This window comes from Aeromonas sp. CD (assembly GCF_033349375.1).
GTDB classification, from domain to species: domain Bacteria; phylum Pseudomonadota; class Gammaproteobacteria; order Enterobacterales; family Aeromonadaceae; genus Aeromonas; species Aeromonas hydrophila.
This window is the reverse complement of record NZ_CP137631.1, coordinates 1709557-1735424: the sequence shown is the minus strand read 5'-3', so window position 1 is coordinate 1735424 and position 25868 is coordinate 1709557. Positions and strand designations below refer to the sequence as shown.

28 protein-coding genes are annotated in these 25868 nt (G+C 61.1%); 14 read left to right on the top strand and 14 right to left on the bottom strand.

Going from position 1 to position 25868, the window contains the following annotated elements; genetic code table 11:
• Window positions 1–37: 37 nt before the first annotated feature.
• Both R2E40_RS08115 and R2E40_RS08110 read right to left on the bottom strand, forming a co-directional pair.
• On the bottom strand, window positions 38–556 hold the full coding sequence (locus R2E40_RS08115; RefSeq protein WP_318165185.1) for a GNAT family N-acetyltransferase: 519 nt from the start codon (window positions 554–556) through the stop codon (window positions 38–40).
• A gap of 137 nt (window positions 557–693) precedes the next feature.
• Window positions 694–1344, bottom strand: coding sequence for a tellurite resistance TerB family protein (locus R2E40_RS08110; protein WP_318165184.1), 651 nt, complete (start codon window positions 1342–1344; stop codon window positions 694–696).
• 63 nt (window positions 1345–1407) lie between these two features.
• On the opposite strand from R2E40_RS08110, the gene R2E40_RS08105 reads away from it, so the two are divergent.
• From R2E40_RS08105 to R2E40_RS08080, 6 genes are all read left to right on the top strand, one after another.
• Window positions 1408–2256: a DMT family transporter gene (locus tag R2E40_RS08105; RefSeq protein WP_318165183.1), complete on the top strand. Its 849-nt coding sequence runs from the start codon at window positions 1408–1410 to the stop codon at window positions 2254–2256.
• Window positions 2253–2552 (top strand): hypothetical protein, encoded by a 300-nt coding sequence (locus R2E40_RS08100; protein WP_318165182.1) that lies wholly within the window; start codon window positions 2253–2255, stop codon window positions 2550–2552. Before R2E40_RS08105 ends, R2E40_RS08100 begins: the two co-directional genes overlap by 4 nt.
• Before the next feature lie 20 nt (window positions 2553–2572).
• Window positions 2573–3043, top strand: a complete 471-nt coding sequence (locus tag R2E40_RS08095; RefSeq protein WP_318165181.1) for an acyl-CoA thioesterase — start codon at window positions 2573–2575, stop codon at window positions 3041–3043.
• An 81-nt stretch (window positions 3044–3124) separates the two neighbouring features.
• Window positions 3125–3280, top strand: a complete 156-nt coding sequence (rsmS, locus tag R2E40_RS08090) for a pleiotropic regulatory protein RsmS (RefSeq protein ID WP_005299504.1) — start codon at window positions 3125–3127, stop codon at window positions 3278–3280.
• 39 nt (window positions 3281–3319) lie between these two features.
• Window positions 3320–3787 (top strand): GyrI-like domain-containing protein, encoded by a 468-nt coding sequence (locus tag R2E40_RS08085; protein WP_318165180.1) that lies wholly within the window; start codon window positions 3320–3322, stop codon window positions 3785–3787.
• A gap of 111 nt (window positions 3788–3898) precedes the next feature.
• Window positions 3899–5098, top strand: coding sequence for an MFS transporter (locus R2E40_RS08080; RefSeq protein WP_318165179.1), 1200 nt, complete (start codon window positions 3899–3901; stop codon window positions 5096–5098).
• Between the two features lie 22 nt (window positions 5099–5120).
• On the opposite strand, the gene R2E40_RS08075 is transcribed toward R2E40_RS08080, so the two are convergent.
• A complete protein-coding gene (locus R2E40_RS08075; protein ID WP_139703573.1) occupies window positions 5121–5969 on the bottom strand; it encodes a LysR family transcriptional regulator in 849 nt (282 codons plus the stop codon).
• Between the two features lie 110 nt (window positions 5970–6079).
• Between R2E40_RS08075 and R2E40_RS08070 the strand changes: the two genes are divergently transcribed.
• On the top strand, window positions 6080–6583 hold the full coding sequence (locus tag R2E40_RS08070; RefSeq protein ID WP_318165178.1) for a nucleoside deaminase: 504 nt from the start codon (window positions 6080–6082) through the stop codon (window positions 6581–6583).
• On the top strand, window positions 6576–7811 hold the full coding sequence (locus R2E40_RS08065; RefSeq protein ID WP_318165177.1) for a cyanate transporter: 1236 nt from the start codon (window positions 6576–6578) through the stop codon (window positions 7809–7811). Before R2E40_RS08070 ends, R2E40_RS08065 begins: the two co-directional genes overlap by 8 nt.
• A 73-nt stretch (window positions 7812–7884) precedes the next feature.
• Here the strand turns inward: R2E40_RS08065 and rluF are convergent, their stop codons facing one another.
• Entirely contained in the window at window positions 7885–8919 is a 1035-nt protein-coding gene (gene rluF, locus R2E40_RS08060; RefSeq protein WP_318165176.1) for a 23S rRNA pseudouridine(2604) synthase RluF, read from the bottom strand.
• 629 nt (window positions 8920–9548) lie between these two features.
• Here rluF and gdhA point away from each other — a divergent pair.
• Together gdhA and R2E40_RS08050 are read left to right on the top strand one after the other, a co-directional pair.
• Complete coding sequence (gdhA, locus tag R2E40_RS08055) at window positions 9549–10895, top strand: NADP-specific glutamate dehydrogenase (protein ID WP_318165175.1); 1347 nt, start codon at window positions 9549–9551, stop codon at window positions 10893–10895.
• A gap of 197 nt (window positions 10896–11092) precedes the next feature.
• Window positions 11093–12676: an alpha/beta hydrolase gene (locus R2E40_RS08050; RefSeq protein ID WP_318165174.1), complete on the top strand. Its 1584-nt coding sequence runs from the start codon at window positions 11093–11095 to the stop codon at window positions 12674–12676.
• A gap of 75 nt (window positions 12677–12751) precedes the next feature.
• Here R2E40_RS08050 and R2E40_RS08045 read toward each other — a convergent pair whose 3' ends face one another.
• The 3 genes from R2E40_RS08045 to R2E40_RS08035 are packed head-to-tail and all read right to left on the bottom strand — an operon-like array spanning window position 12752 to window position 14758.
• Window positions 12752–13285, bottom strand: a complete 534-nt coding sequence (locus R2E40_RS08045; protein ID WP_318165173.1) for a hypothetical protein — start codon at window positions 13283–13285, stop codon at window positions 12752–12754.
• Window positions 13282–14313, bottom strand: a complete 1032-nt coding sequence (locus R2E40_RS08040) for a hypothetical protein (RefSeq protein ID WP_318165172.1) — start codon at window positions 14311–14313, stop codon at window positions 13282–13284. Before R2E40_RS08040 ends, R2E40_RS08045 begins: the two co-directional genes overlap by 4 nt.
• Window positions 14314–14326: 13 nt before the next feature.
• Window positions 14327–14758 (bottom strand): hypothetical protein, encoded by a 432-nt coding sequence (locus R2E40_RS08035; RefSeq protein WP_318165171.1) that lies wholly within the window; start codon window positions 14756–14758, stop codon window positions 14327–14329.
• A gap of 19 nt (window positions 14759–14777) precedes the next feature.
• Between R2E40_RS08035 and R2E40_RS08030 the strand changes: the two genes are divergently transcribed.
• Complete coding sequence (locus R2E40_RS08030) at window positions 14778–15740, top strand: IS1595 family transposase (protein ID WP_318164300.1); 963 nt, start codon at window positions 14778–14780, stop codon at window positions 15738–15740.
• 57 nt (window positions 15741–15797) lie between these two features.
• Here the strand turns inward: R2E40_RS08030 and R2E40_RS08025 are convergent, their stop codons facing one another.
• The 3 genes from R2E40_RS08025 to R2E40_RS08015 all read right to left on the bottom strand — a co-directional run bounded on the left by R2E40_RS08025 (window position 15798) and on the right by R2E40_RS08015 (window position 17821).
• The gene (locus R2E40_RS08025) at window positions 15798–16382 is read right to left on the bottom strand and encodes a radical SAM protein (protein WP_318165170.1); all 585 of its coding nucleotides are present in this window, start codon (window positions 16380–16382) and stop codon (window positions 15798–15800) included.
• Window positions 16383–16831: 449 nt separating this feature from the next.
• Complete coding sequence (locus R2E40_RS08020) at window positions 16832–17200, bottom strand: VOC family protein (protein ID WP_042065349.1); 369 nt, start codon at window positions 17198–17200, stop codon at window positions 16832–16834.
• 153 nt (window positions 17201–17353) lie between these two features.
• Window positions 17354–17821: a hypothetical protein gene (locus R2E40_RS08015; RefSeq protein WP_318165169.1), complete on the bottom strand. Its 468-nt coding sequence runs from the start codon at window positions 17819–17821 to the stop codon at window positions 17354–17356.
• A gap of 256 nt (window positions 17822–18077) precedes the next feature.
• Between R2E40_RS08015 and R2E40_RS08010 the strand changes: the two genes are divergently transcribed.
• Complete coding sequence (locus R2E40_RS08010; RefSeq protein ID WP_318165168.1) at window positions 18078–18755, top strand: HNH endonuclease signature motif containing protein; 678 nt, start codon at window positions 18078–18080, stop codon at window positions 18753–18755.
• Between the two features lie 58 nt (window positions 18756–18813).
• Here R2E40_RS08010 and R2E40_RS08005 read toward each other — a convergent pair whose 3' ends face one another.
• From R2E40_RS08005 to R2E40_RS07990, 4 genes are all read right to left on the bottom strand, one after another.
• Complete coding sequence (locus tag R2E40_RS08005) at window positions 18814–19401, bottom strand: histidine phosphatase family protein (protein WP_113994085.1); 588 nt, start codon at window positions 19399–19401, stop codon at window positions 18814–18816.
• 140 nt (window positions 19402–19541) lie between these two features.
• Entirely contained in the window at window positions 19542–20195 is a 654-nt protein-coding gene (locus R2E40_RS08000; protein ID WP_017779224.1) for a transcriptional regulator, read from the bottom strand.
• Window positions 20196–20253: 58 nt separating this feature from the next.
• Complete coding sequence (locus R2E40_RS07995) at window positions 20254–21543, bottom strand: serine dehydratase subunit alpha family protein (protein ID WP_318165167.1); 1290 nt, start codon at window positions 21541–21543, stop codon at window positions 20254–20256.
• A gap of 22 nt (window positions 21544–21565) precedes the next feature.
• The gene (locus R2E40_RS07990) at window positions 21566–21949 is read right to left on the bottom strand and encodes a Rid family detoxifying hydrolase (RefSeq protein WP_005299455.1); all 384 of its coding nucleotides are present in this window, start codon (window positions 21947–21949) and stop codon (window positions 21566–21568) included.
• Window positions 21950–22196: 247 nt separating this feature from the next.
• Here R2E40_RS07990 and R2E40_RS07985 point away from each other — a divergent pair, with 247 nt between their 5' ends.
• Together R2E40_RS07985 and R2E40_RS07980 are read left to right on the top strand one after the other, a co-directional pair.
• Window positions 22197–23492: an amino acid permease gene (locus R2E40_RS07985; protein WP_041218311.1), complete on the top strand. Its 1296-nt coding sequence runs from the start codon at window positions 22197–22199 to the stop codon at window positions 23490–23492.
• Between the two features lie 189 nt (window positions 23493–23681).
• A complete protein-coding gene (locus R2E40_RS07980) occupies window positions 23682–25688 on the top strand; it encodes a methyl-accepting chemotaxis protein (RefSeq protein WP_318165166.1) in 2007 nt (668 codons plus the stop codon).
• The last annotated feature ends 180 nt before the right edge of the window (window positions 25689–25868 follow it).

Genomic DNA, 25868 nt, shown 5'->3' with positions numbered 1-25868 from the left:
GGCCTTTTCCTTGCGAAATTATCTGGTTGAAACGGGCTTATCTGGCCATGGTCTGTGACAGCATCTTGAACCCCAACGTCTCATAGAGCGCCTTGGCCCGCTCGTTGAACGACATTACCTCCAGCCGCAGCTGGCTGGCGCCCTGCGCCTTGCCCCACTCATCGCAATGGGCGATCAGCGCCTTGCCGATGCCTTGGGATCTATGCCCCTCATCGACCACCACGGTGCCAATACGGCAGATGGGCTCTTTGCTCAGAAACGGGATGGTCTCGTTGATGTCGATGCGGGCGGTCAGAAAACCCACCACCTCACCCGCCGCCACCGCCACGCAGAACAGCCGCCCCTCGGCGGCGATGGCCGCCAGCAAGAAGGCCCGCTCCTCGGGGGATGGCGGGCAGAACACCTGCGGCGCCTGCGCGAAGTGGATCTCCCCTATCTGCCGGTTCAGCTCGAGGATGGCGTCTATGTCTTGCTCACGTGCCTTGCGTATTTCCAATGAATGCTCCTTGCCTCTGTGCCCTGGCGATGATGTGTCCTGGCGATGAGACGGTCTCATCTGCTCCCTTTGGCCTGGGCTCCATCATAGTGGCTGCCCGGCCAGACATGAAGGGGCGCAACAGCCTTTGGCAGGCATCTGGAAACAACAAGGCCCCGTCACGGGGCCTTATCGACAATCCATGTGCTGAGCGGGGGTCAGGCGGGGGCATCCAGCTGGGCCACCTGGCGCTCAATGCTGCCTTTGAGGTTCTCATCGAGCTTGAGGGCGCGCGCCAGCTCGTCCAGATAGCCGCGTTCCATGAAGTGATCCACGTCGATGGCGAGCAGGGAGGCGAGATAGACCTCGGTCGCCAGCTCCATGTCGGTCACCTCCCGTGCCAGGGCGTGGGGGTCGAGCGGGCGGGCCAGCTCGGCGTCGATCCAGCGGGCCGCATCGGGTTGCCCCTGCTCGGTCAGGTAGTCCTGGATCTTCTGGCGCTCGTCGCCGTCGATATGACCGTCGGCCCGGGCTGCCGCCACCATGGCGCGCACCAGCAGGGCGGCACGAGTATCCAGCGCGTTGCCTTGCAGGGTATCGAGGGGCTGGGTCGGCTGGGCCGGGCTTGACTGCTGGGCCTGCCAATCCTGATAGAGCTTGTAGGCCAGCCCGCCGAGCGCCGCCGCGCCGCCCACCGCCGCCACCTTGCCGCCATATTTGCGCATCTTCTTGTTGCCAAGCAGCAGGGCCATGGCACCGGCCGCGAGGCCTCCTTGCGCCATCCCCTTCATCTGCGCCTTGCGGCTGTCGCCGCCTTCGTTGAGCCAGCCCTTGCCAGCGCCCATCAATTGCTCCAGCATTTGTTTCATAAGACCTCCTCTTTTGCATGATTTTCCATGCTGGGCTGCGCCCACTGAACTCAAGGTGAATGGATGCCACTGCCACGCCTGTTGCTGCTGACCCTGCTGACCCTGATGGCGTTTGCCGCCAACTCGGTGCTCTGCCGGCTAGCCCTGTTCGAAGAACGGATGGATCCCGCCCTTTTCACCCTGCTGCGTCTGACCAGCGGTGCCCTGGTACTGGTGCTGCTGTGCGGCGCGCGCAAGCAGTCGCCCCGTCAGGGAGACTGGGGAGGCGCCCTGGCCCTGGTCACCTATGGCGCCGCCTTTTCGTTCTCCTACCTCACCCTGACGGCGGGCACCGGCGCCCTGCTGTTGTTTGCCGCCGTCCAGCTCAGCATGCTGGCACCGCCCTTGCTGCGCGGGGAGTCCCTGCCCCGCCGCCAGTGGCTCGGCCTGCTGCTCGCCATGACGGGTCTGCTGGTGCTGCTGCTGCCCGGCCTCAGCGCACCGGATCCGCTGGGGGCGGCCCTGATGATCCTGGCCGGCATCTCCTGGGCCAGCTATACCCTGCGGGCCTCGCGCTTTGCCGATCCAATCGCCGCCAACGCCGGCCACTTTCTGCGGGCCAGCCTGCCAGCCTCCCTGCTCTATCTGCTGCTCGGGCAGTTGCAGACCAGCCCCACCGCCATCGGCTATGCCCTGACCTCCGGTGCACTGGCCTCCGGCCTTGGCTATGCGCTCTGGTATCTGGTGCTGCCCCACCTTGGTCGCACCCTGGCCGCCAGCGTGCAGTTGCTGGTGCCTCTGCTCGCCGCCCTGGCCGGGCTCGTCTGGTTGGATGAGTCCTGGTCGCTGCGGTTGTTATTGTCATCACTGGGCATTCTGGGGGGGATAGCCCTGGTCATCGCGGGACGCCCCCCTTCAGGAGAAAAGCCATGAAAATTGCCATACTGCTGCTCGGTTGCAGCCTCTCGGCCAGCCTGCTGGCCGCGGTAGAAGACAGGGATGCCAGACAGGCCAAGCTGGATGCCGCCTGCCAGCAGGCCCAGCAGCAGCTGGTCGAGCAGGGCAAGCAGCAGCGGATCGACGCCTGCATCAAGGCGGGCGGCAAGGCTGCCAAATGCCAGCAGGAGTTTGCCAGCTTCGGTCAGCGCGAGGGCAACAAGCGGCCCGATCTCAACAACCTGCCCCCCTGCCAGCAGGCTGACGCCTATCGCAAGAGCTACCGGCAATGACCCTCAATCAAGGAGCACCCATGACCCCACCCCGCGAGCTGACCCTGCAGTTTCTGGCCGAGCCCGCCGACGTCAACTTCGGCGGCAAGGTACACGGCGGCATGGTGATGAAGTGGATCGATCAGGCGGGCTACGCCTGCGCTGCCGGCTGGTGCGGCGGCTACGCGGTGACCGTCTATGTGGGGGGGATCCGCTTTCTGCGCCCCATCCAGATAGGCCAGCTGGTGGAGGTGCACGCCCAGGTGATCCACACCGGCACCACCAGCATGCACCTGGCGGTGGATGTCTACAGCCGCCATCCGGCCAGCCGGGAGCGCCACAAGACCACCCACTGCATCATCATCTTCGTGGCCATGGACGAGAGCGGCAAACCGACCCAAGTGCCCCAGTGGCAACCGCAAAACGAGAACGATCGGCAGTTGCAGCAGTACGCCCTCAAATTGATGGCCCTGCGCGAGCAGATCGAGCAGGAGATGCGCCAGCACCTCTAGCCGGGTCGCCCGCAACACCAGACAGGTCCCCATCCGGGCGCGGCCCTGTATAATGGCGTTTTCCCCGTTATGGAGTCTGTCATGTCATTGGAAACTGCCCCGCCCGAGGTCCAGCTCGCGGTGGATCTCATCGAACTGCTGGAGACCAACCGGATTGAGCCGGCCCTCGCCCTGGCGGCGCTGGCCATCGTCTCCGCGGACTATCAGCGCAAGCTCAACGAAGGCAAGGAGTGCTGAGCGCGCAGCGCTGCCACCCCATCCTGCACAGGAGGTGTCATGACAGACCCCATCCGTTTTGAAACCGGCCGCCCCATGCTGTTTGGCGGCCTGCGTCGTCACCATGCCTTCGCCCACGCCGACTTCGGCGGCCAATGGCGCGATTTCAGCGCCCTCGGCCCGCTGCCGGGCCAGCTGGGCGAACATGCCTATGGCGTCATCTGCGGCGTGACCGCCACCGAGTGCGAATACATGTGTGCGGTGGAGGTCGCCGCGCTGGAGGTGCTGCCCAGGACGCTGGGGCGGATGCGCATCGAGCCCCAGACCTATGCCGTCTTCCTGCATCAGGGGCATGTCTCGGCCATGCCGCACACCTGGCAACAGGCGCTGGACTGGCTGGCACAGTCCGCTTACCAGTCGGCCCACAAGCCCGACTTCGAGCGCTATGGCACCGCCTTTGACCCGGACACCGACAGCGGTGAGGTCGAACTCTGGCTCGCCGTGCTGCCGCGCCAGGCCATCGCCTGAGCACCCAATGCTCTCTGCCCTGATAAACCGGCAAGGTTTAACCCAGACGAGGGGCTGACTCGGCGCTCGGGCAGTGCAAGGATATGGCTCCCTTACTGCCCGAGAGTTGTTATGGATAACCAGGAATGTCTCGACCAGGCCGGTCTCTGGAGCCGCGCCGCCCGCATCATGACGCTGGCCTGCCTCATCGTCTTCATGGCCCAGATGGCCACCACCGTTTACCTCCCCTCCCTGCCTGTAGTGATGACGGATCTCGCCATGACCCGGCAAGGGGCCGAGCTCTCCATCTCGCTGTTCGTCATCGGCGCCGCCCTGCCGGTGCTGTTCTGGGGCGCCGCCGCCGATCGCTACGGTCGCCGGCTGCCCCTCGCCCTGTCACTCTTGCTGTTTGTCGGCCTCAGCCTGCTGCTGGCCACCACCAGCCAGGGGCCGCTGCTCTTGATCCTGCGCACCCTGCAAGGGGTGGCGGCCGGCGGCGCGGCCATCATCGCCCGCATCCTGGTGCGGGATCACTGGCACGGCGATGAGCTGGCGCGCCGCCTCTCGGTGCTCTCCATCGCCTTCATCACCGCCCTCGGCGGCGGTCAGTGGATCGGCGGCCTCATCAGCCGTTATGCCCATTGGCAGCTGGGATTCGTGCTGATGGCCGGGGTCGGTGTGCTGGCGCTGCTCTTGATGAGCAGCCTGCCGCTGCAGGGGCCCAATCCGGCGGCTGCGAGTGGTGGCATGTGGGCCCGTTACGCCAGCCTGCTGCGCCGCCCCGGCTTTTTCTGGCCGGCCTGCACCGGCGGCATCGGCTTTGCCATCACGGTGACCCTGCAGGAGGTGAGCCCCTTCGTGCTGCAGCAGGGGTTTGCCCTCGAGGTCACCACCTTCGGCAGCCTGGGGTTGCTGATCGGTATCGCCTACTTCGCCGGCGCCATGACGGTCAACCGGCGGGTCGCCCGGGTGGGAGGCCGCCAGCTGATGCGCCAGGGGGCCACGCTCATACTGCTGGCGGCCGGCGGCATGCTGCTGCTCTGGGCACAGGGCGCCCTGCAGGGCAGCGGCGGATTGGTGGCCATGATGACCTGCTACTGCCTCATCATCTTCGGGCAGGCGGTGCTCTTTCCCAACAGTATGGCGCTGGCGGTGAGCGATGGCCGCGAACACGGCGCCTACGCCATGGCCCTGTGCGGCTTCCTGCAGCAGGGGGTGGCCGGGGTGGCCGCCGCCGGCGCCACCCTGGTGAGCCATCACGGTGCCTGGGCCCCGCTCGTCTTCACCCTGGCGCTCATCACTCTGCTCATCGTGCGCACCAAGGTGCGCTAAGCAGGCACTTGCCTGCGTCCCCTCACTGCTCAGCGGGCCCCATCACCCGATCGCACAGGCTGATGAGGGCCTCGCAGAGCCGAGTGAGCGGCTCGCCGCGCTCCGCCCCCAGGTGCAGCGCCAGCTCCACCGGCGCCACCGCTGGCCAGTGGGTCAGCTCCTGCTGATCCGGCTGCAGCAAGCGCCGGGGCAGCAGACTGACCCCGATCCCGGCGCTCACCGCCCCCTGCAGGCTGGCCAGGCTGGCGCTGACGTAGGCGATGCGCCAGCGCCGCCCCATCCCGTCGAGTGCCTCGGTCACCTGCCGCCGATAGAGCCCTTCGCTCGGGAACACCACCAGCGGCAAGGGCTCCCGCTCGCTGGCGGGCCAGGCACGGCTGTCGACCCAGGCCAGCGGCTCGTGCCAGCAGGCGCGCGGCGCCCCCTGTCCCCGCGCCTGTTTGACCAGCGCCAAGTCCAGCTCGCCGGCCTCGAAGCGCTGCCAGAGCTCGTGACTGAGGCCGCTGTGCACCTCCAGCCGCACCTGCGGGTAATCGCGGGCAAAGGCTGCCAGCACCGGGGCGATGGCACCGGCGGCAAAATCCTCCGGTACCCCCAAACTCAGTTGCAGGCTGGCCTCGGCCACCTGCTCCTCGGCCCGGGCCAGCAGGGCCAGGATACTGCGGGCCAGCCCCAGCAGCTTCTCCCCCTCTGCCGTGGTCACCACCTGGCGACCGGAGCGGTCCAGCAGCGGGCAGCCGAGCTGCTGCTCGAGCCGCCGCATCTGCTGGCTGATGGTGGATTGGGTGAGGTGCACCCGTTCACCGGCACGGGTAAAACTGCCGCTGTCGACGATGGCGACAAAGCTGCGCAGCAAGAGGGGATCCAGCATGGCGACTCCATTTGCAAAACCACTGGATGTCATTCTATCATTTAATTTCCCCATGACTGATTCCCCCGCTAGGCTGGTCTCCTCCCATCCCCTTGCCTTGAGGATCCGTCATGCCCCACTCCCTTGCCGAACCCGCCGGCTCACGCCTGATCGCGTCGCTGACCGCCAATCCCAGCCATCAGGAGTGGCTGGAACAGGCGCTGCAACTGGCCCTTCATAACCGCCAGCAGGGAGGCCGCCCCTTTGCCGCCCTGCTGGTGCAAGGCAACCAGCTGGTGACCAGCGCCGTCAACGGCATGCACCAGGATGGCGACCCCACCCGCCACGCCGAGCTGGAAGCCCTGCGCCAGGCCAGCCAGGTCGGGCCGCTGGCGGGCGCCATCGTCTACGCCAGCGGTCACCCCTGCCCCATGTGCCTGAGCGCCCTGGTGATGAACGGCATTGTCGCCGTCTATTATGCCTTCGATAACGAGGATGCGGCCCCGTTCGGCTTTGACAGCACGGCCGCCTACCACAAGCTGGGCCTGCCCCTCGTGCCAGCCCCCCTGCCGCTTATCAAGCTGCCAAGCCCGCTGGCCGCCGCCGAGCTCTATGGTGCACAAGACCATGCTTAAGGCCCGCATCGATACGCGCCAGCAGCAGGCCCTGCTGATACTGGTGATCCTGATCGGGCTCAACCTGCGGCCGTTTCTCACCGCCATCGGCCCCCTCAGCCGCGATATTGCCGAAGCGCTCGGGCTTGGCATGGACACCCTGGCCTGGCTGACCCTGCTGCCACTCTGGCTCATCGGCGGCGGCGTGCTGCTCACCCCGGCCCTGCACAGTCGCAGCGGGCCGCGTCAGCTGCTGGGGACGGCCCTGCTGCTGCTGGGCATGGGCAGCGCCATGCGCTTCGAGGCGGCCAGCGGCGCCCTGCTTATCGCCAGCGCCGCCCTCTGCGGGCTGGGTTCGGCCCTGGTACAAGGGGTACTGCCCGGCCTCATCAAGCAGGCGTTTGCGCAGAAGGTGCCGCTGGTGATGGGCATCTTCTCGGCCTGCATGATGGGGGGCGGGGCGCTGGGTGCCAGCCTCACCCCGCAGCTCGCCGCCCGGCTCGACTGGTCCCAGGCGCTGGCGTTGTGGAGCTTGCCGGTGCTGCTGGCCATGGGCTGGCTCGGCTGGCGAGTACGGCTGCCCGCGACGCCGGTGGCAATGTCCGGCGGCGGCGAGCAGCGCCTCATCAGTCTGCCCCGCAGTTGGCTGCTGATAAGCTGCTTTGGCATCATCAACAGCGGTTACGGCATCGTCGTGGCCTGGCTGGCGCCGGCCTACATGGCGCAGGGCTGGAGCCCCCAACAGGGGGGCGAGCTGGTGGCCTGGCTGGCGCTGGCCCAGACCGTGAGCGGCCTCGGCCTGCCACTGCTGGCCGCCCGCCGGCTCGACCGGCGCCCCTGGATGGGATTGGCCATCGCCATGCAGCTGGCGGGCTTTGGCGGCCTCTGGCTGGCGCCAACTGCCGCCCCCATCCTCTGGTCCATGCTGTGCGGCGCCGGGCTTGGCGGCAGTTTCTCCCTCATCATGGTCATCGCGCTCGATCACCTGCCGGACCCGCGCCGCGCCGGCACCCTCAGCGCCCTGATGCAGGGATTCGGTTTCATGCTGGCGGCCACCGGCCCCTGGGTGGCGGCCCGCCTGCATCACCTGAGCGGTGACTTTGCGGCCGCCTGGCAGTGGCAGCTGGCTGGCCTGGTGCTGATGAGCCTGCTGGTGCTGCGCCTCGACCCGCGTTACTACCCGAGGGCGATGCGACAATCCAGCAACGAAGCCACGGCTCCGTTGACGCGGGACAACCCTTCCGCCTAGCTCAATCGCCAAAACAAAAACACCGGCCTGTGGCCGGTGTTTTTTACTGTCAACGCGGGGAGTGAGAGGGGGCTTAACGCCCCTTCTTCTGCCGCCCACCCTGACCGGCGCGCGGTTTGCCGGCGGCCGGTTTGGCCCCCTTGTTCGGGGCGCCTTTGCCTGCGCTACCTTTGGCCGAGCCGCCTTTGCCGGCAGCCCCCTTGCCGGCCGGGCTCTTGCTTTCGAATGCCGACGGCCCCGGCACGTTGGGACGCCCGCCAATCTCGTGATCATCATCCCGGCGCGGTTTTTTGCCCGGTGCCGGCTGGCCGGCTTGCGCGGCAGACGCCTTGGGTTTACCGCCCTGCCCGGCGGCAGCTTGGCCCCCTTTGGCCGGTTTCACCTCGGAGGAGGAGTCTTCAATCAGCTTGAACAGCTCGATCAGCTCGTCGTCGGTGAGATCGCGCCACTCGCCCACCGGCAGCCCCTTGAGGCTGACGTTCATGATGCGAATGCGCTCAAGCTTGGTCACCTCGAAGCCGAAGTGCTCGCACATGCGGCGGATCTGGCGGTTCAGCCCCTGCACCAGGGTGATGCGAAACACGAACGGCGCCTCTTTCTTCACCTTGCACTTCTTGGTGACGGCACCCAGGATCGGCACCCCGGCGCCCATGCCCCGGATAAACTCGTCGGTGACCGGCTTGTCGACGGTCACCAGATACTCTTTCTCGTGATCGTTGCCCGCCCGCAGGATCTTGTTGACCAGATCGCCGTGGTTGGTCAGGAAGATGAGTCCCTGAGAGTCCTTGTCGAGCCGGCCGATGGGGAAGATGCGGGTACTGTGGTTGACGAAGTCGACGATGTTGTCCTTCTCGCCCGCCTCGGTGGTGGAGACGATGCCCACCGGCTTGTTCAGGACGATGAAGACCAGGCTGTCCGCCTCGCGCGGCTCGATCACCTGGCCGTTGACCTTGACCAGATCCCCGGCAAACACCTGATCCCCCACCCCGGCCCGCTTGCCGTTGATGAAGACGTTGCCCTGCTCGATAAAGCGGTCGGCCTCGCGGCGCGAGCAGATGCCGCTCTCGCTGATGTATTTGTTCAGGCGCATGGATTCATCAGCCAGCATGGGTCACCTGCCACTGGCCTGCGGCCTGGATCCGGGTCATCAGGGCGGCACGCTGCCGGTTCACTAACTCAAAATTGTGCATATCATTCCATCTTCAAAAAAGGCCGCTACCGACCTGTCCGGCAAAAAGCGCCGACACATTAACATATTGCCCCCTGACACACGCCGGATAGTTGCACTCGGCCCGTCCCCTTCTCGCAAAATGCGCCCCCTGTCACGCGGTCAGCCCCCGGTATTGCATCGTCATGCGCGGCCATTCGATTGCCGCCAGCGCCACCGAAGTCAGCATGGCAATGGCCACTTCCGCCGTTGCACGGGATTCTCTCGCTACGCCATAAAGATGCATGAAATATGCAAGAAACGATAACCCAAGCCAAATGACAGCAACATTTCCTTGCTATTTATTAATCAAAAATGCATAAAAAGATTTTGATTCGCGCGAATTATCTGCCCCTTCCGGCGCTCTTTTCTGCTGTTTTCGGCGATTCACACAACAATTTTCGCCCAATTGCGAAAAACACCAAATATTCACCTGCATCCAGGCCTGACAAAAACCATAAATTTGGTTGCAGGGTGTGCACTTTTCTCTGGCAAGAGGCCACTTTTACCCTTCACTACAGGAGTTACAGATGAGTCATTCCCTCTCCCAGGCGGATTTTCTGGCCCAGGTCGCCAGCCGCAATCCCCATCAACCGGAGTTCATTCAGGCCGTGAGCGAGGTGATCGCCTCCATCTGGCCTTATGTGGTGCGCCACCCCCGCTACCTGCAGCACGGCCTGCTGGAGCGGCTGGTGGAGCCGGAGCGGCTGATCCAGTTTCGGGTGAGCTGGGTGGATGATCGAGGCCAGGTGCAGGTGAATCGGGGCTACCGGGTGCAGCACAGCTCTGCCATCGGTCCCTTCAAGGGGGGGATGCGCTTTCACCCCTCGGTGGATACCTCGGTGCTCAAGTTCCTCGCCTTCGAGCAGACCTTCAAGAATGCCCTCACCACCTTGCCCATGGGCGGCGGCAAGGGGGGCAGCGATTTTGATCCCAAGGGCAAGAGCGAGGGAGAGGTGATGCGCTTTTGCCAGGCGCTGATGCTGGAGCTGCATCGCCACCTCGGCGCCGACACCGACGTACCGGCCGGCGACATCGGGGTGGGTGGGCGCGAGGTGAGCTACATGGCTGGCATGATGAAGAAGCTCACCAACAGTGCCGAGTGCGTCTTTACCGGCAAGGGGCTCTCCTTTGGCGGCAGCCTGATCCGCCCGGAAGCCACCGGTTACGGCCTGCTCTATTTCGTCGAGGCCATGCTGGCCAACCGGGGACAATCCCTAAACGGCATGACGGTCTCTGTGTCCGGTTCAGGCAACGTAGCCCAGTACGCCATCGAGAAGGCGATGGCCCTCGGCGCCCGGGTCATCACCGCCTCCGACTCCGGCGGTACCGTCTACGATCCGGCGGGCTTTACCCCCGAGAAACTGGCGCGGCTGATGGCGCTCAAAAACGAGCAACGCAAGCGCATCGCCGATTACGCCCACGAGGAGGGACTGGAGTTTTTCAGCGGCCGCACTCCCTGGCACCTGCCGACGGACGTAGCCCTCCCCTGCGCCACCCAGAACGAGCTGGATGAGTCTGACGCCGCCACCTTGATTGCCAATGGCGTGCAACTGGTGGCCGAGGGGGCCAACATGCCGAGCAGCGCCGCCGCCATCCGTAGTCTGCACGAAGCCAAGGTGCTGTTTGCCCCGGGCAAGGCCGCCAACGCCGGCGGGGTCGCCACCTCGGGTCTCGAGATGAGCCAGAATGCCCAGCGCCTCTGCTGGAGCCGGGAAGAAGTGGATGCCCGCCTCAAGGGGATCATGACCAGCATCCACGCCACCTGTGTGCACTATGGCCAGGATGAGACTGGTCACGTGAACTACGAAAGCGGCGCCAACATCGCCGGCTTCGTCAAGGTGGCCGACGCCATGCTGGCCCAGGGGGTCTGCTGACGCTCCAACAACCGCACAGACGGACAGCATTACCACAGAGGGCAGCCCCGGAGCTGCCCTCTGTTTCATTGGATGAGCCGCTCACTGTCTGTACTTATCACCTTGTTTCCCTTAGGCTTTAAGCCAGCTTTCGACCCTTAGTACGGCCGCCGTGGACGCGGGGCCGCCCCTCTTTTATCAGTGCCAAGGACTCTCCCATGCTGGCTCGCACCCGCCGCCTCGTTCGCCGCCTTCTTCTCAGCCTGCTGGGTTTGCTGTTGCTCGGCTGGACCCTGGTAGCCTACTTCGCCTGGCAGGCGGCGCCGTTGCAGCCCTGGCACACCCTGGTGCCGCCCGAGCTCAGCGCCGAGCAGCTCGATAACAGCGACTGGCAGGCCTATCTGACCCACGAGCAGCAGCTGTTCGAGCTGGTGACCAAGGAGGTGATCGCCAGAACGCCGCCGGAGCAGCAGCTCGACAGCAATCGCTACTATCAGGATGCCCCCATCAATCCGGCTCATTTTGCAACCGACTGGAACCGCTCCTATCTGCTGCGGCCAAGCGGCGAGGTAAAAGGGGTGGCGGTGTTCCTGCACGGTTTGACCGACTCCCCCTACAGCCTGCGCCACCTGGCCCAGCGCTACCGCGAGCAGGGCTTCATCGCCCTGGGGCTGCGCATTCCGGGCCACGGCACCGTGCCGGCCGGGCTGATCGACATCGACTGGGAGACCTGGCTGGCCGCCACCCGGCTGGCGGTGCGCGAGGCCAGGGTACTGGCGCCAAGCCCGCTGCCGCTGCATCTGGTGGGGTTTTCCAACGGCGGCGCGCTGGCGGTAAAATATGCGCTCGATGCGGAAGGTGACAAGACAGGGGCACTGGCAAGGCCCGATCGGCTGGTGCTTATCTCCCCCATGATAGGGGTCACCCGCTTTGCCCGCTTCGCCGGCCTCAAGGCGGTGCCCGCCCTGCTGCCCGCCTTTGCCAGCGCCGCCTGGCTCGACACCATGCCGGAGTTCAACCCCTTCAAGTACAACTCGTTTCCGGTCAACGGCGCGCGCCAGTCTTACCGGCTGACCCACGCCATCCAGCAGCAGGTGCGTGAGCAGGCCGCCAGCGGCGAGTTGGCGGCCTTCCCGCCCACCCTCACCTTCCAGTCGGTGATGGACTACACCGTCAGTACCCGCTCCATCATCGCCGATCTCTATCACTTTCTGCCTGCCAACGGCAGCGAGCTGGTGCTGTTCGACATCAACCGTGGCACCCTGTTCGGCCCGCTGCTGAGCAGCGCCTCCGAGCTGGCGCTGAGCCACCTGCTGCCGCGCCCGCCGCTCTCCTACCGGCTGACGGTGGTGGGCAACCAGGCGCCCGCCAGCACCCGCACCCAGGCCAGCAGTTTGCCGGCCGGTGGCGGACCTGAGCAGATCCAGCCCCTCGACATCGACTACCCCAGGGAGATCTACTCCCTCTCCCACGTGGCCCTGCCCTTTCCGATGGATGACCCCCTCTACGGCATGGCGCCAAGGCCCGAGCTGCGCGAGCAATACGGCATCAATCTGGGAGGGTTGGCCCTGCGCGGTGAGCGCGGGGTGCTGATCGTCAACCCCGGTGCCCTCACCCGTACCTCCTCCAACCCCTTCTTCCCCTATCTGCAGCAGAAGGTGATAGAGACGCTGACCGCGCCAGCCCAACCGCCGGCGGGCAAGCAGCCAACCCCGGTCTGGGACAGCGAAGACGAAGCAGCCTATCAGGCGGAGCGGGAACAGTTTCTACAGGATGCGCAGGAGAGCGAGGCTCCCTTCTAGGCTATGTTCCTAAGGTGGCTGTTCAGGAAGGGGAGAGACACCGGCCTGAGGCCGGTGTTTAATTAATATTTTGATTCAAGAATCATTATCATGAACCAATGGGGTTAAGTGCCCTCTAATTTCTTCATGAACTTTTCTATCTGCTGAAAAAACCGCCTTTCTATTCCCTCCCTTCAACTCAATAACTAGATATGGAGGGGTTGCCATCATTACAAATCCAGTTTTATTATCACTAAATCGGAATGTACCTGCATTATAGCCAAATAATCCAATTCCGTTCTTCCGAAGTGTTGGTTTATCATGGCGAGGTAACGTCATATCATATACATCTGATACGTGCTCGATATCATTAAAAATGAAGGTCTCATTGTACATAAGGCTAGATAATGTGATCGAATTATTATCTATAATCACTTTAGATGATACGATTTGTAGTGTACCTACCATTAGGAGCACCCCACCTAACGCAAGGGAAAACATTGAAACTCCGAAGGATAGCCTCTTTGTAAAAAGAAATTCTGAGCCAGAGGTAAATACTACAGGTAAAATAAACAGCATTAATACAGCATATGCAATACTTTGAATCGACCAAGGAATATCATAGGTCATTGTACTTCTCCTACAACTCCAAGGGAGTCAAGAACAATATTATCAAGAGCTTTTAGTGCCGTCTCTTGTTGTTCATCGGTAATACTTATCATCCCTAGATTTATTACAGCTTGGAGAACAGCTCTTGCTTCTTTTCTCTTGAAATCAACAATCGCTTTACTGTAAAGCATGGGTGTTTCAGATTGCTTGGAAAACGCTTCTATTAATGATAGTTGATCTCTCATGGACCTCTCAAGACTCCCCACTGAGTATGGCTCATGGCAGTTTACACCGCATCCATCAATAGTCACTGCTACGTTCACAGCTACCGAAATTTGAACGGCTACGTTAAGTGCTGCTGCGACGTTGATTGCTGCTCCAGCATAGGTAGCAACAGCAACTGCGATGAATGCAACACACGCTGCTGCCACTGAGCATGCCCTAGGCTCAACTCGGCTGGCACTAAATACTGAGACCAGTTGCTCCAAGTCTGTTTGAGAAACATCATTTAATGTTTGGTTTGTATTGAAACCATCCTCAATAGTCGCTCTGATAACTTTGTTTTTAGTAATTAGATTTTCAATTTTATTGGTTAAGTGCGATTCTGCATTACTATCTAATATTCCCTCAGCCATTAAATTATTTATAAGTTGTTCGTAGTCTCCCTTTTTTGCCAGAGCAAGATTATTCTCTGAAGCTAGAGATGTTAATATTTTATATTCTTTAGAACTGGTAATGTGTTTTTTACTTGTATCAGATATCTGCAACGACTTAACCGCTTTGGTATATTCCTTTGGTGTGAGCTTTGCCCCAATGAGAACACTCCAGGTATTTGATAGGTTTTCAACGTCTGCCCATATTTCGGGTGGAAGATGAACCCTGCTCATAGAGAGCCGTAGTGGTGTAGTCGCAGCGTTATTGCTGAGTTTCACACTTTCAGGTTCGCCAAACTTTCTTTTCTTTAGTGTATTGTCGTTGTCTTCAGCCAGTACAGTGTTCGCATTCAGTCCAACAAGACCAATAAGGCCGTATTCCACGTATTTTTTCATTGTATCCTCTAGCTTACCGCTGGTTTGTAGTCGCAGACTTAGTTAATAAGTATTTGTTCAGCACGTATGGAATATAGTGCTGGTAGCGTTTTTTAAGGCCTATAATAATTTCAGGATCTTTATGGAGCATTACACAAGCCTCGCATTGGTGGCTTACATTCTTTGTTTTATTGTTTCCCTCCCCGAGTAGACTATCTATTATTTTTATTGGGCCATCGACTTTAATCCATAATTTTAAGAAATCATTTTTTTGGTGTTCTACATATCCACTTAAGTCATGGATTTCACCCACTTTCATTTCATTGATGTGTTCCAAAGTAAGGCCACAGCATGCTGATATTTTTTTCTTGGGTGTTATGACAATGTTTTCGAATACTTGGTCACAGCCTTTATCAATGGCTCTGTCCCAGTTATGTGTTGAAAGGCTAACCTTGAAGTAGGTCATCACCTTGAGGGCCCCCATCATGGATACCCAAGCCTTTCAACATCTATTGTCCCTCTTTCCATCGCTCACTTCGCGTCAGCGTCGTCTCGCGCAACATGAACTCACCACCCCTCACCCCATCACCTCGTTGGCCACTCAACTCCCCGCATGCCAATGCTGCCCTCACTGCCAGGCCGAGGCCACACAGCTGGCTCCCTGGGGCTGGTCTCGCGGGCTGCGTCGTTATCGCTGCAAGCAGTGTCTGCGCACCAGTTCCGTGCTCACCAACACGCCTCTCGCCCGACTTCGCAAGCCACAATGCTGGGAAGACTATGCTCAGGCCCTCATCGACGGTCTGACCGTCCGGCAGGCGGCGCTCCGCTGTGGGGTCGGTAAAAACACCGCCTTTTTGTGGCGTCACCGCTTCCTGAAGGCCATGGCCAGCCACCAGGCGGTACGGGAAGAGGGTATTGTCGAGGTCGATGAGACCTTCTTCCTGGAGTCGTTCAAAGGACAGCGCGGATTGCCCCGCCCGGCCCGCCATCGTGGAGGTAAAGGCCGTACCCGAGGCACAGGACCGGATTACATCCCGGTGATGGTGGTGCAAGACCGGGCAGGCCACCTGGCTGACTTCCAGTTGGAACAGTTGAATGCCAGGGCGGTGAAGGCAGTGCTTCAGCCGCTTATCGCCCCGGATGCCGTCCTGTGCAGCGATGGTGCCGGGGTGTATGCGAGTTTCAGCAAGGGGCAAGGGATAACACACCAAGTGGTGCGCAATCGAGCGGGAGAGCGGGTGGTGGGTGCATATCACATCCAACATGTGAACGGGTACCACAGGCGATTGAAGGAGTGGATGGAGCGGTTCCATGGGGTAGCGACCCACTATCTGAGGAATTATCTGGGTTGGCGCAGGATGTTGGAGCGCTATGGGCGGGAAGTGAATATCTCACGCTGCTTGCATGAGGCGCTGGGGCGCCCCATGCAACACGTAATTGGGACATAGCCTTATCAATAGCATCTCTGTCTATATATCCTCTCGCTGTACTATCCTCAAAAAATGTCATCCACGCATTAGACTGCAACTTAAATTTAGTATCGTCTGCTTGTAGTTTTTTATTAAGTCATTCTTCTGTATGCTTTCCAAGCAACTTGATGAGTCGGTATCTTTCTCGACTGTAACCAGTGTGAAAATATTATTTTCAGTTAATGCCTCTACTGCATTAAGTACTGTTTTTTCCGAAACCCAACGTTGATGATCGAGGCCAGTACTGATATTTATTTCACTGATTCCAGAGTCATGCAGCTTCCGTGCATAACGGACTGCCATGTCAAAGTTCTTCGCCCAGTATGCATTTGTAACGCAGCGAGTCTGTCGTCCATAACTTGTACAATGCTTAATGGCGGTAAAAAGATCCTCTTTGAGCATGAAGCACTCACCTCCGGTGAATACAACAATTTCAATGTCAGGATACATTTCTATTGCAGAGTCAATGGCTCCCAGTATCTCTTTAAGGCTAAGTCGATGTGTGATCTTGGGGGTACACTCAAAACAGCACTCAGCACAAGCGGCTGTGCACTGGTAAGTTGTTATTATTGTTAGTGTTTTAGGGGATAGTACGATTAGGTCTTCGATAGCCACACTCATGTGATAACGCTTCCTACATGCCAATAGAATTCATTATCATTTGCATCTATGTGGATAATGACAATACCCATTCGGGGCTTGATTTTCATGCTGGATGTTTTCGAATGAGACCAGGCCGTCAGGGCCTTATTAGAACTGGCATTACGAAGACTGTATCAGCTACGCGTTCCTAGGCTGTGTTCTTAACGTGTTCATATTTCAGGTGCAGCAATTTCAAGCCATGAACTGGGCCTCTAAAGAGGCCTGATTTACGTGGTTTTGAAGTGAATAAATGCTGTGTTTTTGGAGGGATAGGGCTCTACAAAGTGGTGAGACTGCTTTTCAACCACTTTAGGAACGCAGCCTAGAGCCCGTTGCGGCGGTGCAGCAGTATGGGGCCAACGTGGGAGCCCCTCAGCACGCCCCAGCAGGACTGGTATCCACCGGCCGTCACCCGATGCCAAGCGCCATCAGGGATAACGGCTGATCTCAATCAGGTTCTGATCCGGATCCAGGCAGTAGACCGACTCGATAGGCCCGCAGGCTCCGCTCTTGGTCACCGGCCCCTCCACTATCTCTACCCCGTGGCAATGGAGCTGGGCGATGACCTGTGCCAGCGGCCAGCGGGTGATGAGGCAGAGATCCCCCGAGCCCACCTGCGCCCGGTTGCGCGGCTCCTGCCCCAGCAGTTGCAGATTGATCTTCTGGTTGCCAAAGCGCAGGGCCCGGCGCCCCGCCCCGAAGGTGATGGCTTCCATGTTGAGCACCGAGCTGTAAAACGCGACGGCCCGCTCGATGTCACTGACCGTCAATACCAGATGGTCGATATGGCTGATCATGTCCCCTCCTGGCTGATGCGTGTCGATAGTGCTGGCCCGACAGACGGGCCTGTGGGCACCCTCATCATACCCAATTGTCCACCTGGCAACTGTGCCGAATGGCGCAAAGATGGCCAAGCAAAGCCGCTAGCTGAGTGAAGTCGGCGTTGGCCTTCACTGTTGGGTATGACACGCCTGGTCACGCTGGGCCAGCAGGGTTTCATCATCACTGTCCATCGCGGCCAGAATGGCTTGATTACAGGCGCGCTCAGCTTGCCGGGCTGCATCCGGTTTGCGCTCGCGAATGTCGGCGATCATGGGGCGGTAGTTAACTGAAGCGGCGCAGTACATGGCGCGATACTGAGGCTGCTGCGCGTTGCTGTCATCCTGGCGGGACAACTGATCGCACAGCTTGCTAAATAGCGCCGCCGCCTTGACAGTGCATTGGCTGAAGCGCCGTGCATCCTGCTCGTAGCTGCGGCAGACGCTTTTCGGCTGCAGCTGCCAAAACTGGAAGGCAAAGGGGATTTGTTCCCCCTCATACTCCACCACCAGCGATTTGAGCTCAGTGCCATAAATATCCGATACCTGCTGCTGTACCAGATTGAGATAAGCCGAGAAAAGATAAGAAACCGGATCCATCACCACCTCCTTGTGGATGACCTGGGTCAACTGACGTTTGTGACTCCCCCTGCGCTAAGCCCTAATGAAAGGACCCGCTCTAGCCTACTGCTTACTATCAGCTAATTGCTTGATGATGAACACATTATTGTGCCGATACAGCTGAAATAAGGTGTCGATTGGATTAAGATGCGCACCATATCAGTTAACTCGGATGGGGCCATCCCGATCATGTCGGGGCTTGAGGCGACCGAGAAACAGGGCTGAGGAGCCAGTTTTGCGCGGGACATGGACAGAAGAGGAACTAAGGGCGACGGTCAGCGCCTACCTGGCAATGCGCACCATGGAGCAAAATGGCATCCCCTTCGTCAAAAAGCACTATTACACCGAACTCGCTAACCAGTTTGGCCGCACCGAGAAGGCATTCGAGTATCGAATGCAAAACATCTCCTATATCTGCGCCCTGCTAGGACGGACCTGGGTATCAGGTCTCAAGCCTGCTAAAAACGTGGGCCCCCACAATGCCCCCATCATAGAGCGCCTGCTCTGTGAGCTCGATGGCCAACCCTATACCGGCAAGGCTGCCTTTGAGCATCAAGTGAGCCGCTACAAGATCAAGCCAGTACTCCCCACGCCCATCGGCATCCAAGAACCACAGCAGCGTTATGCAACCAACACAAGCTATGGGCGAGATCCAAAGGTGAAGGCTTGGGTATTGATGACGGCGGCGGGCCATTGCGAAAGCTGCGCACAGCCGGCCCCTTTTCATGCCACCACGGGGGACGCCTTTTTAGAGGTGCATCATCTGCGCACACTCGCCGAAGGGGGTTCGGATACCATCAGCAACACGGTGGCGCTCTGCCCTAATTGCCACCGTGAGCTGCACTATGGCGTCAACCAGGCACAAAAGCGTGAAGCTCTTTACCAGGCGCTGCCCAGGCTGGTGCGAGAATAACGCGCCTTCTGCGCTCATAAAAAAATGGCTCGCCGATGGCGAGCCGTTTTGGCCGGGGTCAGCAGGGGATCCGCTCGATGCGGCCGCCGCTCAGTTTGAAGAAGGCATCTTGCGGCAGCTCCTGCAGCCAGGTGGTGGTGTAGTCCAAGTCCGCATAGGCGCCACGCAGCATAGCGCCGAACAGGCCGTGAGAGACCACGATGGCGCGCTCGGCGATACGCTCATCCTGCAGCCAGCTCAGGGCCCGGCCTTGAATGCTCTGAAAACTCTCGCCCTCGGGGGCTTGCAGATACCAGTCTGGCTGCTCCAGATCGAGCTCGGGGTGGGCCGCCAGCAGCTCGGGCACCCGGCGACTCTCCCACTCCCCCATCCCCAGCTCCACCAGCCGCTCGTCCCAGACGATACGCTCACTGTCCAAGCCAAGCTGCTGGCATACCCGCTCCGCGGTCTGGCGCGCCCGACCGAGGGGGCTGGCGTAAAGGGTCCAGTCGGCGGGCTCGGCCAGGAGCTTGGCCAGACGGGCCCCCATGGCGAGGGCCTGGGCTTCGCCCTTGGCGGTCAGTTCGGAGTTGCAGCGCCCCTGCAGCCGCAGTTCGGCGTTGTAACGGGTCTGGCCGTGGCGCAGCAGATAGAGGGTACGGGACATGGTTTCTCCAGCAGGTTCAATGAGATAACAAGAACAGAAGAGGCATGATAACAGATGCGCCGGGGCAGCCAAGGCGCAGGCGGGGGGCGTAAAAAAACAAAACGGGTCAATGCTGACCCGTTAATGCTGGCTGCGCGCGCTCAGCCCTTCTTGATCTCCCGCAGATAGCGGTAGATGGAGTGAACCGAGATGCCGAGCTGGCGGGCCGCTATCTGGGCGCTGTCTTTGAGCTCGAAGATGCCGAGCTCGTGCAGCTGGTTGACCATGACCCGGGTCTTCTGGGACGGGGGCACCGCCTCGTTGCCGCGCACCTCGGCACTGACGGTGTCGATGGTGCTGTTGAGGGCCTCGTCGATGTTGCGGGCAAACACCTCCGGGGTGGCATGACCATCGTGGCCGTGCAGGCACTCCGGCATCATGGTGCGCAGCACGGATTGCAGCGGGGCATCCATGTCGGTGTTGATGCAGAGCAAGCCGATGGCCTGCCCCTCGCCATTGCGAATGACGGTGGTGAGCGAGCGCAGGGTCTTGCCGGTGGCACACTTGGTCATGTAGGGGCTGGAGATATCCTGCCCGCTCTTGAGTTTCATCATCGCTAGGTTGGTGATGGGAGCACCGACGCTGCGCCCGGTGATATGGCCGTTGGCAATCTTGATGATCGACGGATTGCGCGCATCCAGGCTGTGCAGCAGCACCTCGGTGTGCTGACCATACATGGCGGCGATGCCGTCCACGATGATCTCCATCGCCTTGAGGATCTCGAAATCGGTCGGACTCAGCTCTTGCAGCTTCACATTGAAACCTTATAAAAGGGCCGCCGACCCGGACAAGGGCGGCAGCCGACAGGGACACTCAGGCGGACATGATATCAATAATGGTGCTGTCTGTGGCAGACATGCCGTCTTTGACCATCTGGCCCACGTTGCGAATGGTCTGCTCCACGTTGCCCGCCACGATCCCCTGCCCCGATACCCCGTGGCTGTTGAGCGCCATCAGAAAACCGCGCACCGCCGCCCCGGAGGAGGTGCTCACCTTCATGGCGCAGGAGGCCTTGGCGCCATCGCACACCATGCCGGCGCTGTCGCTCAGCACGTTCTGGATGGCGTGGCAGGATTGCTCGAAACTGCCGCCCGCCAGGTAGACCATCGCCATGGCGGCCGCCGCGCTGGTGACCGTATTGCCGCAAAAGGCCGACAGCGGCGGATAGTGGGACTTGATGTAGATGGCCCCCAGGTGGCTCATGATGAGGGCACGGGCCAGCTGCTCCTCGCTGGCACCGAAGCGCTCGGCGATGACCACCACCGGGATGGTGGCGGCGATGCCCTGGTTGCCGCTGCCGAAGTTGCTCATGGCCGGCAGGCTGGCGCCCCCCATGCGGGCATCGGAGGCCGCCGCGGTGCGCATCACGATGCGGTTCATCACATCCTCGCCGATGAGGCCGGCCTGGATGTTCTGCTGCATGGTGCGGCCGATCTCGAGGCCGTAGGGCTTGTTCATCCCCTCGTCGGAGAGTTTGCCGTTGAGCTCGGAGGCTTGCAGGATAAAGCGGATCTGCTCGAACTCCACCTGGGTGGCGAACTCATGAATGGCGGCGATGCTGATGTCGACCCCGTCGCAGATGGCTCCGGTGGCGCCGCCCTGGCCCTGCTCGGCCGTGAAGGTCACTTCATCATTGCGGCGCTGCTCGACGATGCGGGTATGGCCGCCGCACAGGGTCACCTCGGCGCTGTGCTCGGTGCCCTCTGCATCAAGGCCCAGCAAGCGGACCCGGCAATAGATGAACTCGGGGGCCGAGGTGCGGCTCACCTGCACCTGGCCTGCATCGATCAGCTCTTGCGCCTCTGCGACCTGGGCCGGCGTGATGGCGGCCAGCACCTCCAGCCCGGCCTCGGCGTTGCCGCCGATGGCGCCGGCGGCAGCGGCAATGGCCAGCCCGATCTTGCCGGTGCCCGGCACATAGACCCCCATGGAGTTCTTGTAGAGGTTGTCCGACACCACCACCTCCAGCCGGACGGGCTTGCAGCCCAGTTGCCGGGCGGCGACGGCGGCGGCATAAGCGGCGGCGATGGGCTCGGTACAACCCAGCGCCGGTTTGACAACCTGTTGAATAATCTGCAGATACTGCTGCCACGCTTGCTTCATCAGAACACCCTTTCTATCAACATTAACCAGCGATGTGAGCGATCGCTTCCACTTCCACCCTGACACCCATCGGCAGATCCTTCACCGCAAAGCAGCTGCGGGCCGGGCAATCTTTCAGGAAATAGCGTTTATAAACCTCGTTGAACGCGGCAAAATCACTGATCTCGGCGAGATAGCAGGTGGTCTTGAGCACGGTATCCAGGTTGCCGCCAGCGGCTTCCAAGACATGCTTCAGGTTCTCCAGCGCCTGACGGCTCTGGGCTTCGATGCCCCCTTCCACCACGCCGCCCTGCTGTTTGCACACCGGCAGCTGGCCAGAGGTAAAGATGAGGTCGCCATAGGCAGTGCCATGGCTGTAGGGCCCGATGGCATCGGGTGCGGCATCCGCCACGATGATCTTTTTCATATCGTCACTCCTTAAAATGCAATTATTTTTGCAATCAATAGTCTCGCTTGTTCAACATTATTTGCTTATTAAGCATTCCATTCAACTAAAACCTGCAAAAACAGCGATAAATTCGGTGACAGGTGCAAATTGAAAGCGTGATCTGCCTCCCTCTTTAGGTAGAAGAGCGATAAAAAGCATTGTTTTGCCGCTTTTTATTCAACTATATTTGCGCCTGGTTTTTACCCCTACAAAAACAAGGTATTTTATGGACGCGCACAGTACGACACTCACCCGGCCCGTGATGGGCACGCTGGAATGGAAAGAAGCGGTTCGTTTTGACAGCACCGACTGGGGCTGGGTCATCATGAGCATCGGCATGGCCATCGGGGCGGGGATCGTCTTCCTGCCGGTGCAGGTGGGATTGATGGGGCTGTGGGTGTTTCTGTTGTCGGCGGTGATCGGCTACCCGGCCATGTACATGTTCCAGCGCCTCTTCATCAATACCCTGGCCACCTCGCCCGAGTGCAAGGACTACCCCAGCGTCATCAGCGGCTACCTCGGCAAGAACTGGGGCGTGCTGCTTGGCGCCCTCTACTTCGTGATGCTGGTGATCTGGGTATTCGTCTACTCCACCGCCATCACCAATGACAGCGCCTCCTTCCTGCAAAGCTTCGGGGTCACCCAGCAACTGCTCTCCGAGAATCCCTTCTACGGACTGGTGCTGATCTGCGCCCTGGTGGCGCTGGCTTCGCGCGGCGAAAACCTGCTGTTCAAGATCTCCACCTTCATGGTGCTGACCAAGATCAGCGTGGTGGCGGTGCTCGGCCTGATGATGGTGGGCAAGTGGGATGCCGCCAACATCACCGCCATGCCGGCCAGCGGTGACTGGCTGAAGGATGCCATCGTCATGCTCCCCTTCACCCTCACCTCCATTCTCTTCATCCAGAGCCTGAGCCCCATGGTGATCTCCTACCGCTCGCGGGAAAAATCCCTGGAAGTAGCCCGCTTCAAGGCGATGCGCGCCATGAACATCGCCTTCGGCATCCTGTTCGTGGTGGTGTTCTTCTACGCCGTCTCCTTCACCCTGGCCATGGGCCACGAGCAGGCGGTCAAGGCTTCCGAGGAGAACATCTCGGCGCTGGCCATGGTGGCCCAGGGCATGCCAGGCCAGACCCTCAAGCTGCTCAGCCTCACCCTCAACATCTTCGCGGTGATGACAGCCTACTTCGGCGTCTATCTCGGCTTTCGTGAAGCCTGCCAGGGGCTGGCGATGAACCTGCTGCGCCGGGTGATGCCGGAAGATCGCATCAACAAGGGGCTGGTGGGCAAGGGCATCATGCTGTTCACCGTGCTGCTCTCCTGGGGGGCCATCGTGCTCAACGCCCCGGTGCTGAGCTTCACCTCCATCTGCAGCCCCATCTTCGGCATGGTGGGGTGCCTCATCCCGGCCTACCTGGTCTATCAGGTGCCGGCGCTGCACAAGTACAAGGGGGTCTCCCTCTACATCATCATCGTCACCGGCCTGCTGCTCTGCGTCTCGCCCTTCCTGGCGTTCAACTGAGCCGCGACCTTCTCCCATCGACAACGGGTCACCCTCAGGGTGGCCCGTTTTTCTGACCCATTCAGCCCCCCTCGCCACGGGAAAAAGCCAAGGGGATCACAACTTCCACCCCGCCCCCAGCCGAGCCACCCGGCGAGGAGTAATATCCAGCCATCCCGCTACACGCCCCGTCGGGGCCCGAGGCTTCATATGAAATGGATATTCACGCCCGCCATCCGGCTCGGCAATCAGCTCTCCTTCAAGTACAAGTTTTTGCTCTGGTCCTGCCTGATGCTGTTGCCGCTCGCCTACAGCATGACCAACCTGCTGGGTCGGCTGCAGGACGACAACACCCAAGCCCGCAAGGAGCTGGCCGGCGTGGTCAAGCTGGCGCCGCTGCCCGCCATCGAGCAGGCCCTGCTGACCCATCGCAACCTGGTCACCCGGCACGGCTATGAGCAGAACCCGGTCGGCGAGGAGGAGGTCAAGGCCGCGGCCCGGGCCGTCGATGCGAGCCTGGCTGCCTTTGCCGCCACCAAACAGCAAAACCCCGTGTTCGATACCCTCGCCCAGGAGTGGTCAAGCCTGCAAAACGAGGCGCTGGGGCTCGAGGTGGATCAGAGCAACCTGCGCCACGACAAGCTGCTGACCGAGGTGCGCCACCTCTACAAGAGCATCACCGCCGCCAGCAGCCTGGTGCAGGATCCCGCGCTCGGCACCTACTACATGGTGGTGCTCGCCAGCGAGCGGCTGCCGCAGCTGCGCGATCTGCTGGCCCAGGTGCGGGATCGGGCCGCCACCATCGCCGACTTCGGCCTGTTTCAGGCCCAGGGCTACAGCGCCCTGCGCTTTCGCCTCGACCTCATCAACGCCACCCTGCAGGAGCTGGAGGCCGACCTGACCCTGCTCTATGAGATGGCGCCCGCCTATCGCAGCGAACTGGGCCAGCAGACCGACGCCCTGCTGCTGCAAGCCCATCAGGGGGTCGACACCCTGGAAAACAAGATGATGAAGGATCAGCAGGTGCAGCTCTCCAGCAAGGAGGTGCTGGCGCTGGGGGATGGGCTGGATACCGCCATCACGGCGCTGGCCGGTCAGGTGCGCCAGCGGCTGGAGGCGGACCTGCACCAGCGCATGACCGCCAACCAGCGCCACTTCTGGTGGGTGACCGGGCCGCTGACCGCCATCCTGCTGGTCTATCTCTACCTGATGATCGGCGCCTATCTCTCCCTGCGCGGCACCGTGGGCCGGGTGCGGGAGATCGCCGCCCGGGTCAACGCACAGGATCTCAGCCTGCAGATCGAGATCGTCGGCCAGGATGAGCTGGCGGCCATCAGCCGGGATTACAACGTGACCCTGCAAACCCTGCGCACCCTGATGCTGCGGGTGCGGGAGAACGGCGTCAGCGTGGTGGAGAGCGCTACCGAAATCGACGCGCGGACCTGCCGTTCCCAGGAGGTGATCGCCGATCAGCAAGGGGAGACCCATCAGGTGGCCACCGCCATCAAGGAGCTGGCTGCCACCTCCCACGACATGGCAGGCAACGCCCAGCAGGCAGCCCGCATGACCCAGGAGGCGCAAGCCGTGGTGGGTCAGGGCGAGGCGGTGGTCGAGCGTACCATCACCGCCATCGACCACATCAACCGCGAGGTGCTGCGCACCGCCGAGACCATCGGCCAGCTGGAGCAACAGTGCAGCCAGATTGGTGGCGTCATCGGGGTGATCCGCGGCATCGCCGAGCAGACCAACCTGCTGGCCCTCAACGCCGCCATCGAGGCGGCCCGTGCCGGTGAGCAGGGGCGCGGCTTCGCGGTGGTGGCCGACGAGGTGCGCTCGCTGGCCAACCGCACCCAGGGGGCCACGGTCGAGATCCAGCAGATGATCGAGCAGTTGCAAACCGGCGCCCGCGCCTCGGTCAGCGCCATGTCCGCCGCCAGCCGCGAGGCGCAGGAGGGGGTCGGCCTCGCCCAGGAGGCCCAGCAGGCCTTTGGCGCCATCACCGAGCGGGTGGGCAGTATGGTCGACACCAACTCGGTGATCGCCAGCGCCATCGAGCAGCAGGGGGCCGTGGTCAACGAAATAGAGCGCAACGTGGTGCGCATCTCCGATGGCAGCGACGAAGCGCTGCAGGTGGCCAACGCCGCCCGCGACGCCGCCCGCCAGATCCACCAGCTCACCGAGCAGCTGCGAGCCATGGTGCAAAGCTTCGTGCTCTGAGCCGGCGCCCATCACCCACGCCATCGCCAGCCCCTTGCCGGGCTGGCTTTTTTTGCCAATTCAGGCGGTCGGGCCACATTGTTTTTCTTGGCGAAAAAAGTATCGACTACCCATTGTGCAATGAGATGAAAGCGGGGTAATCTTCAGCCACAACAAGATTCGAACGTTACCTTTATTGCC

Coding starts and splice junctions, on each gene's coding strand:
- R2E40_RS08025 (WP_318165170.1), bottom strand. CDS start 16,382: ATGAGTGTGGCTATCGAAGACCTAATCGTACTATCCCCTAAAACACTA.
- R2E40_RS08040 (WP_318165172.1), bottom strand. CDS start 14,313: ATGAAAAAATACGTGGAATACGGCCTTATTGGTCTTGTTGGACTGAAT.
- R2E40_RS08015 (WP_318165169.1), bottom strand. CDS start 17,821: ATGGATCCGGTTTCTTATCTTTTCTCGGCTTATCTCAATCTGGTACAG.
- R2E40_RS08050 (WP_318165174.1), top strand. CDS start 11,093: ATGCTGGCTCGCACCCGCCGCCTCGTTCGCCGCCTTCTTCTCAGCCTG.
- R2E40_RS08115 (WP_318165185.1), bottom strand. CDS start 556: ATGAGACCGTCTCATCGCCAGGACACATCATCGCCAGGGCACAGAGGC.
- R2E40_RS07990 (WP_005299455.1), bottom strand. CDS start 21,949: ATGAAAAAGATCATCGTGGCGGATGCCGCACCCGATGCCATCGGGCCC.
- R2E40_RS07985 (WP_041218311.1), top strand. CDS start 22,197: ATGGACGCGCACAGTACGACACTCACCCGGCCCGTGATGGGCACGCTG.
- R2E40_RS08020 (WP_042065349.1), bottom strand. CDS start 17,200: ATGATCAGCCATATCGACCATCTGGTATTGACGGTCAGTGACATCGAG.
- R2E40_RS08085 (WP_318165180.1), top strand. CDS start 3,320: ATGACAGACCCCATCCGTTTTGAAACCGGCCGCCCCATGCTGTTTGGC.
- R2E40_RS08030 (WP_318164300.1), top strand. CDS start 14,778: ATGGATACCCAAGCCTTTCAACATCTATTGTCCCTCTTTCCATCGCTC.
- rluF (WP_318165176.1), bottom strand. CDS start 8,919: ATGCTGGCTGATGAATCCATGCGCCTGAACAAATACATCAGCGAGAGC.
- R2E40_RS08095 (WP_318165181.1), top strand. CDS start 2,573: ATGACCCCACCCCGCGAGCTGACCCTGCAGTTTCTGGCCGAGCCCGCC.
- R2E40_RS07980 (WP_318165166.1), top strand. CDS start 23,682: ATGAAATGGATATTCACGCCCGCCATCCGGCTCGGCAATCAGCTCTCC.
- R2E40_RS08075 (WP_139703573.1), bottom strand. CDS start 5,969: ATGCTGGATCCCCTCTTGCTGCGCAGCTTTGTCGCCATCGTCGACAGC.
- R2E40_RS08105 (WP_318165183.1), top strand. CDS start 1,408: ATGCCACTGCCACGCCTGTTGCTGCTGACCCTGCTGACCCTGATGGCG.
- R2E40_RS08005 (WP_113994085.1), bottom strand. CDS start 19,401: ATGTCCCGTACCCTCTATCTGCTGCGCCACGGCCAGACCCGTTACAAC.
- R2E40_RS08080 (WP_318165179.1), top strand. CDS start 3,899: ATGGATAACCAGGAATGTCTCGACCAGGCCGGTCTCTGGAGCCGCGCC.
- R2E40_RS07995 (WP_318165167.1), bottom strand. CDS start 21,543: ATGAAGCAAGCGTGGCAGCAGTATCTGCAGATTATTCAACAGGTTGTC.
- R2E40_RS08110 (WP_318165184.1), bottom strand. CDS start 1,344: ATGAAACAAATGCTGGAGCAATTGATGGGCGCTGGCAAGGGCTGGCTC.
- gdhA (WP_318165175.1), top strand. CDS start 9,549: ATGAGTCATTCCCTCTCCCAGGCGGATTTTCTGGCCCAGGTCGCCAGC.
- R2E40_RS08065 (WP_318165177.1), top strand. CDS start 6,576: ATGCTTAAGGCCCGCATCGATACGCGCCAGCAGCAGGCCCTGCTGATA.
- R2E40_RS08100 (WP_318165182.1), top strand. CDS start 2,253: ATGAAAATTGCCATACTGCTGCTCGGTTGCAGCCTCTCGGCCAGCCTG.
- R2E40_RS08035 (WP_318165171.1), bottom strand. CDS start 14,758: ATGACCTACTTCAAGGTTAGCCTTTCAACACATAACTGGGACAGAGCC.
- rsmS (WP_005299504.1), top strand. CDS start 3,125: ATGTCATTGGAAACTGCCCCGCCCGAGGTCCAGCTCGCGGTGGATCTC.
- R2E40_RS08045 (WP_318165173.1), bottom strand. CDS start 13,285: ATGACCTATGATATTCCTTGGTCGATTCAAAGTATTGCATATGCTGTA.
- R2E40_RS08070 (WP_318165178.1), top strand. CDS start 6,080: ATGCCCCACTCCCTTGCCGAACCCGCCGGCTCACGCCTGATCGCGTCG.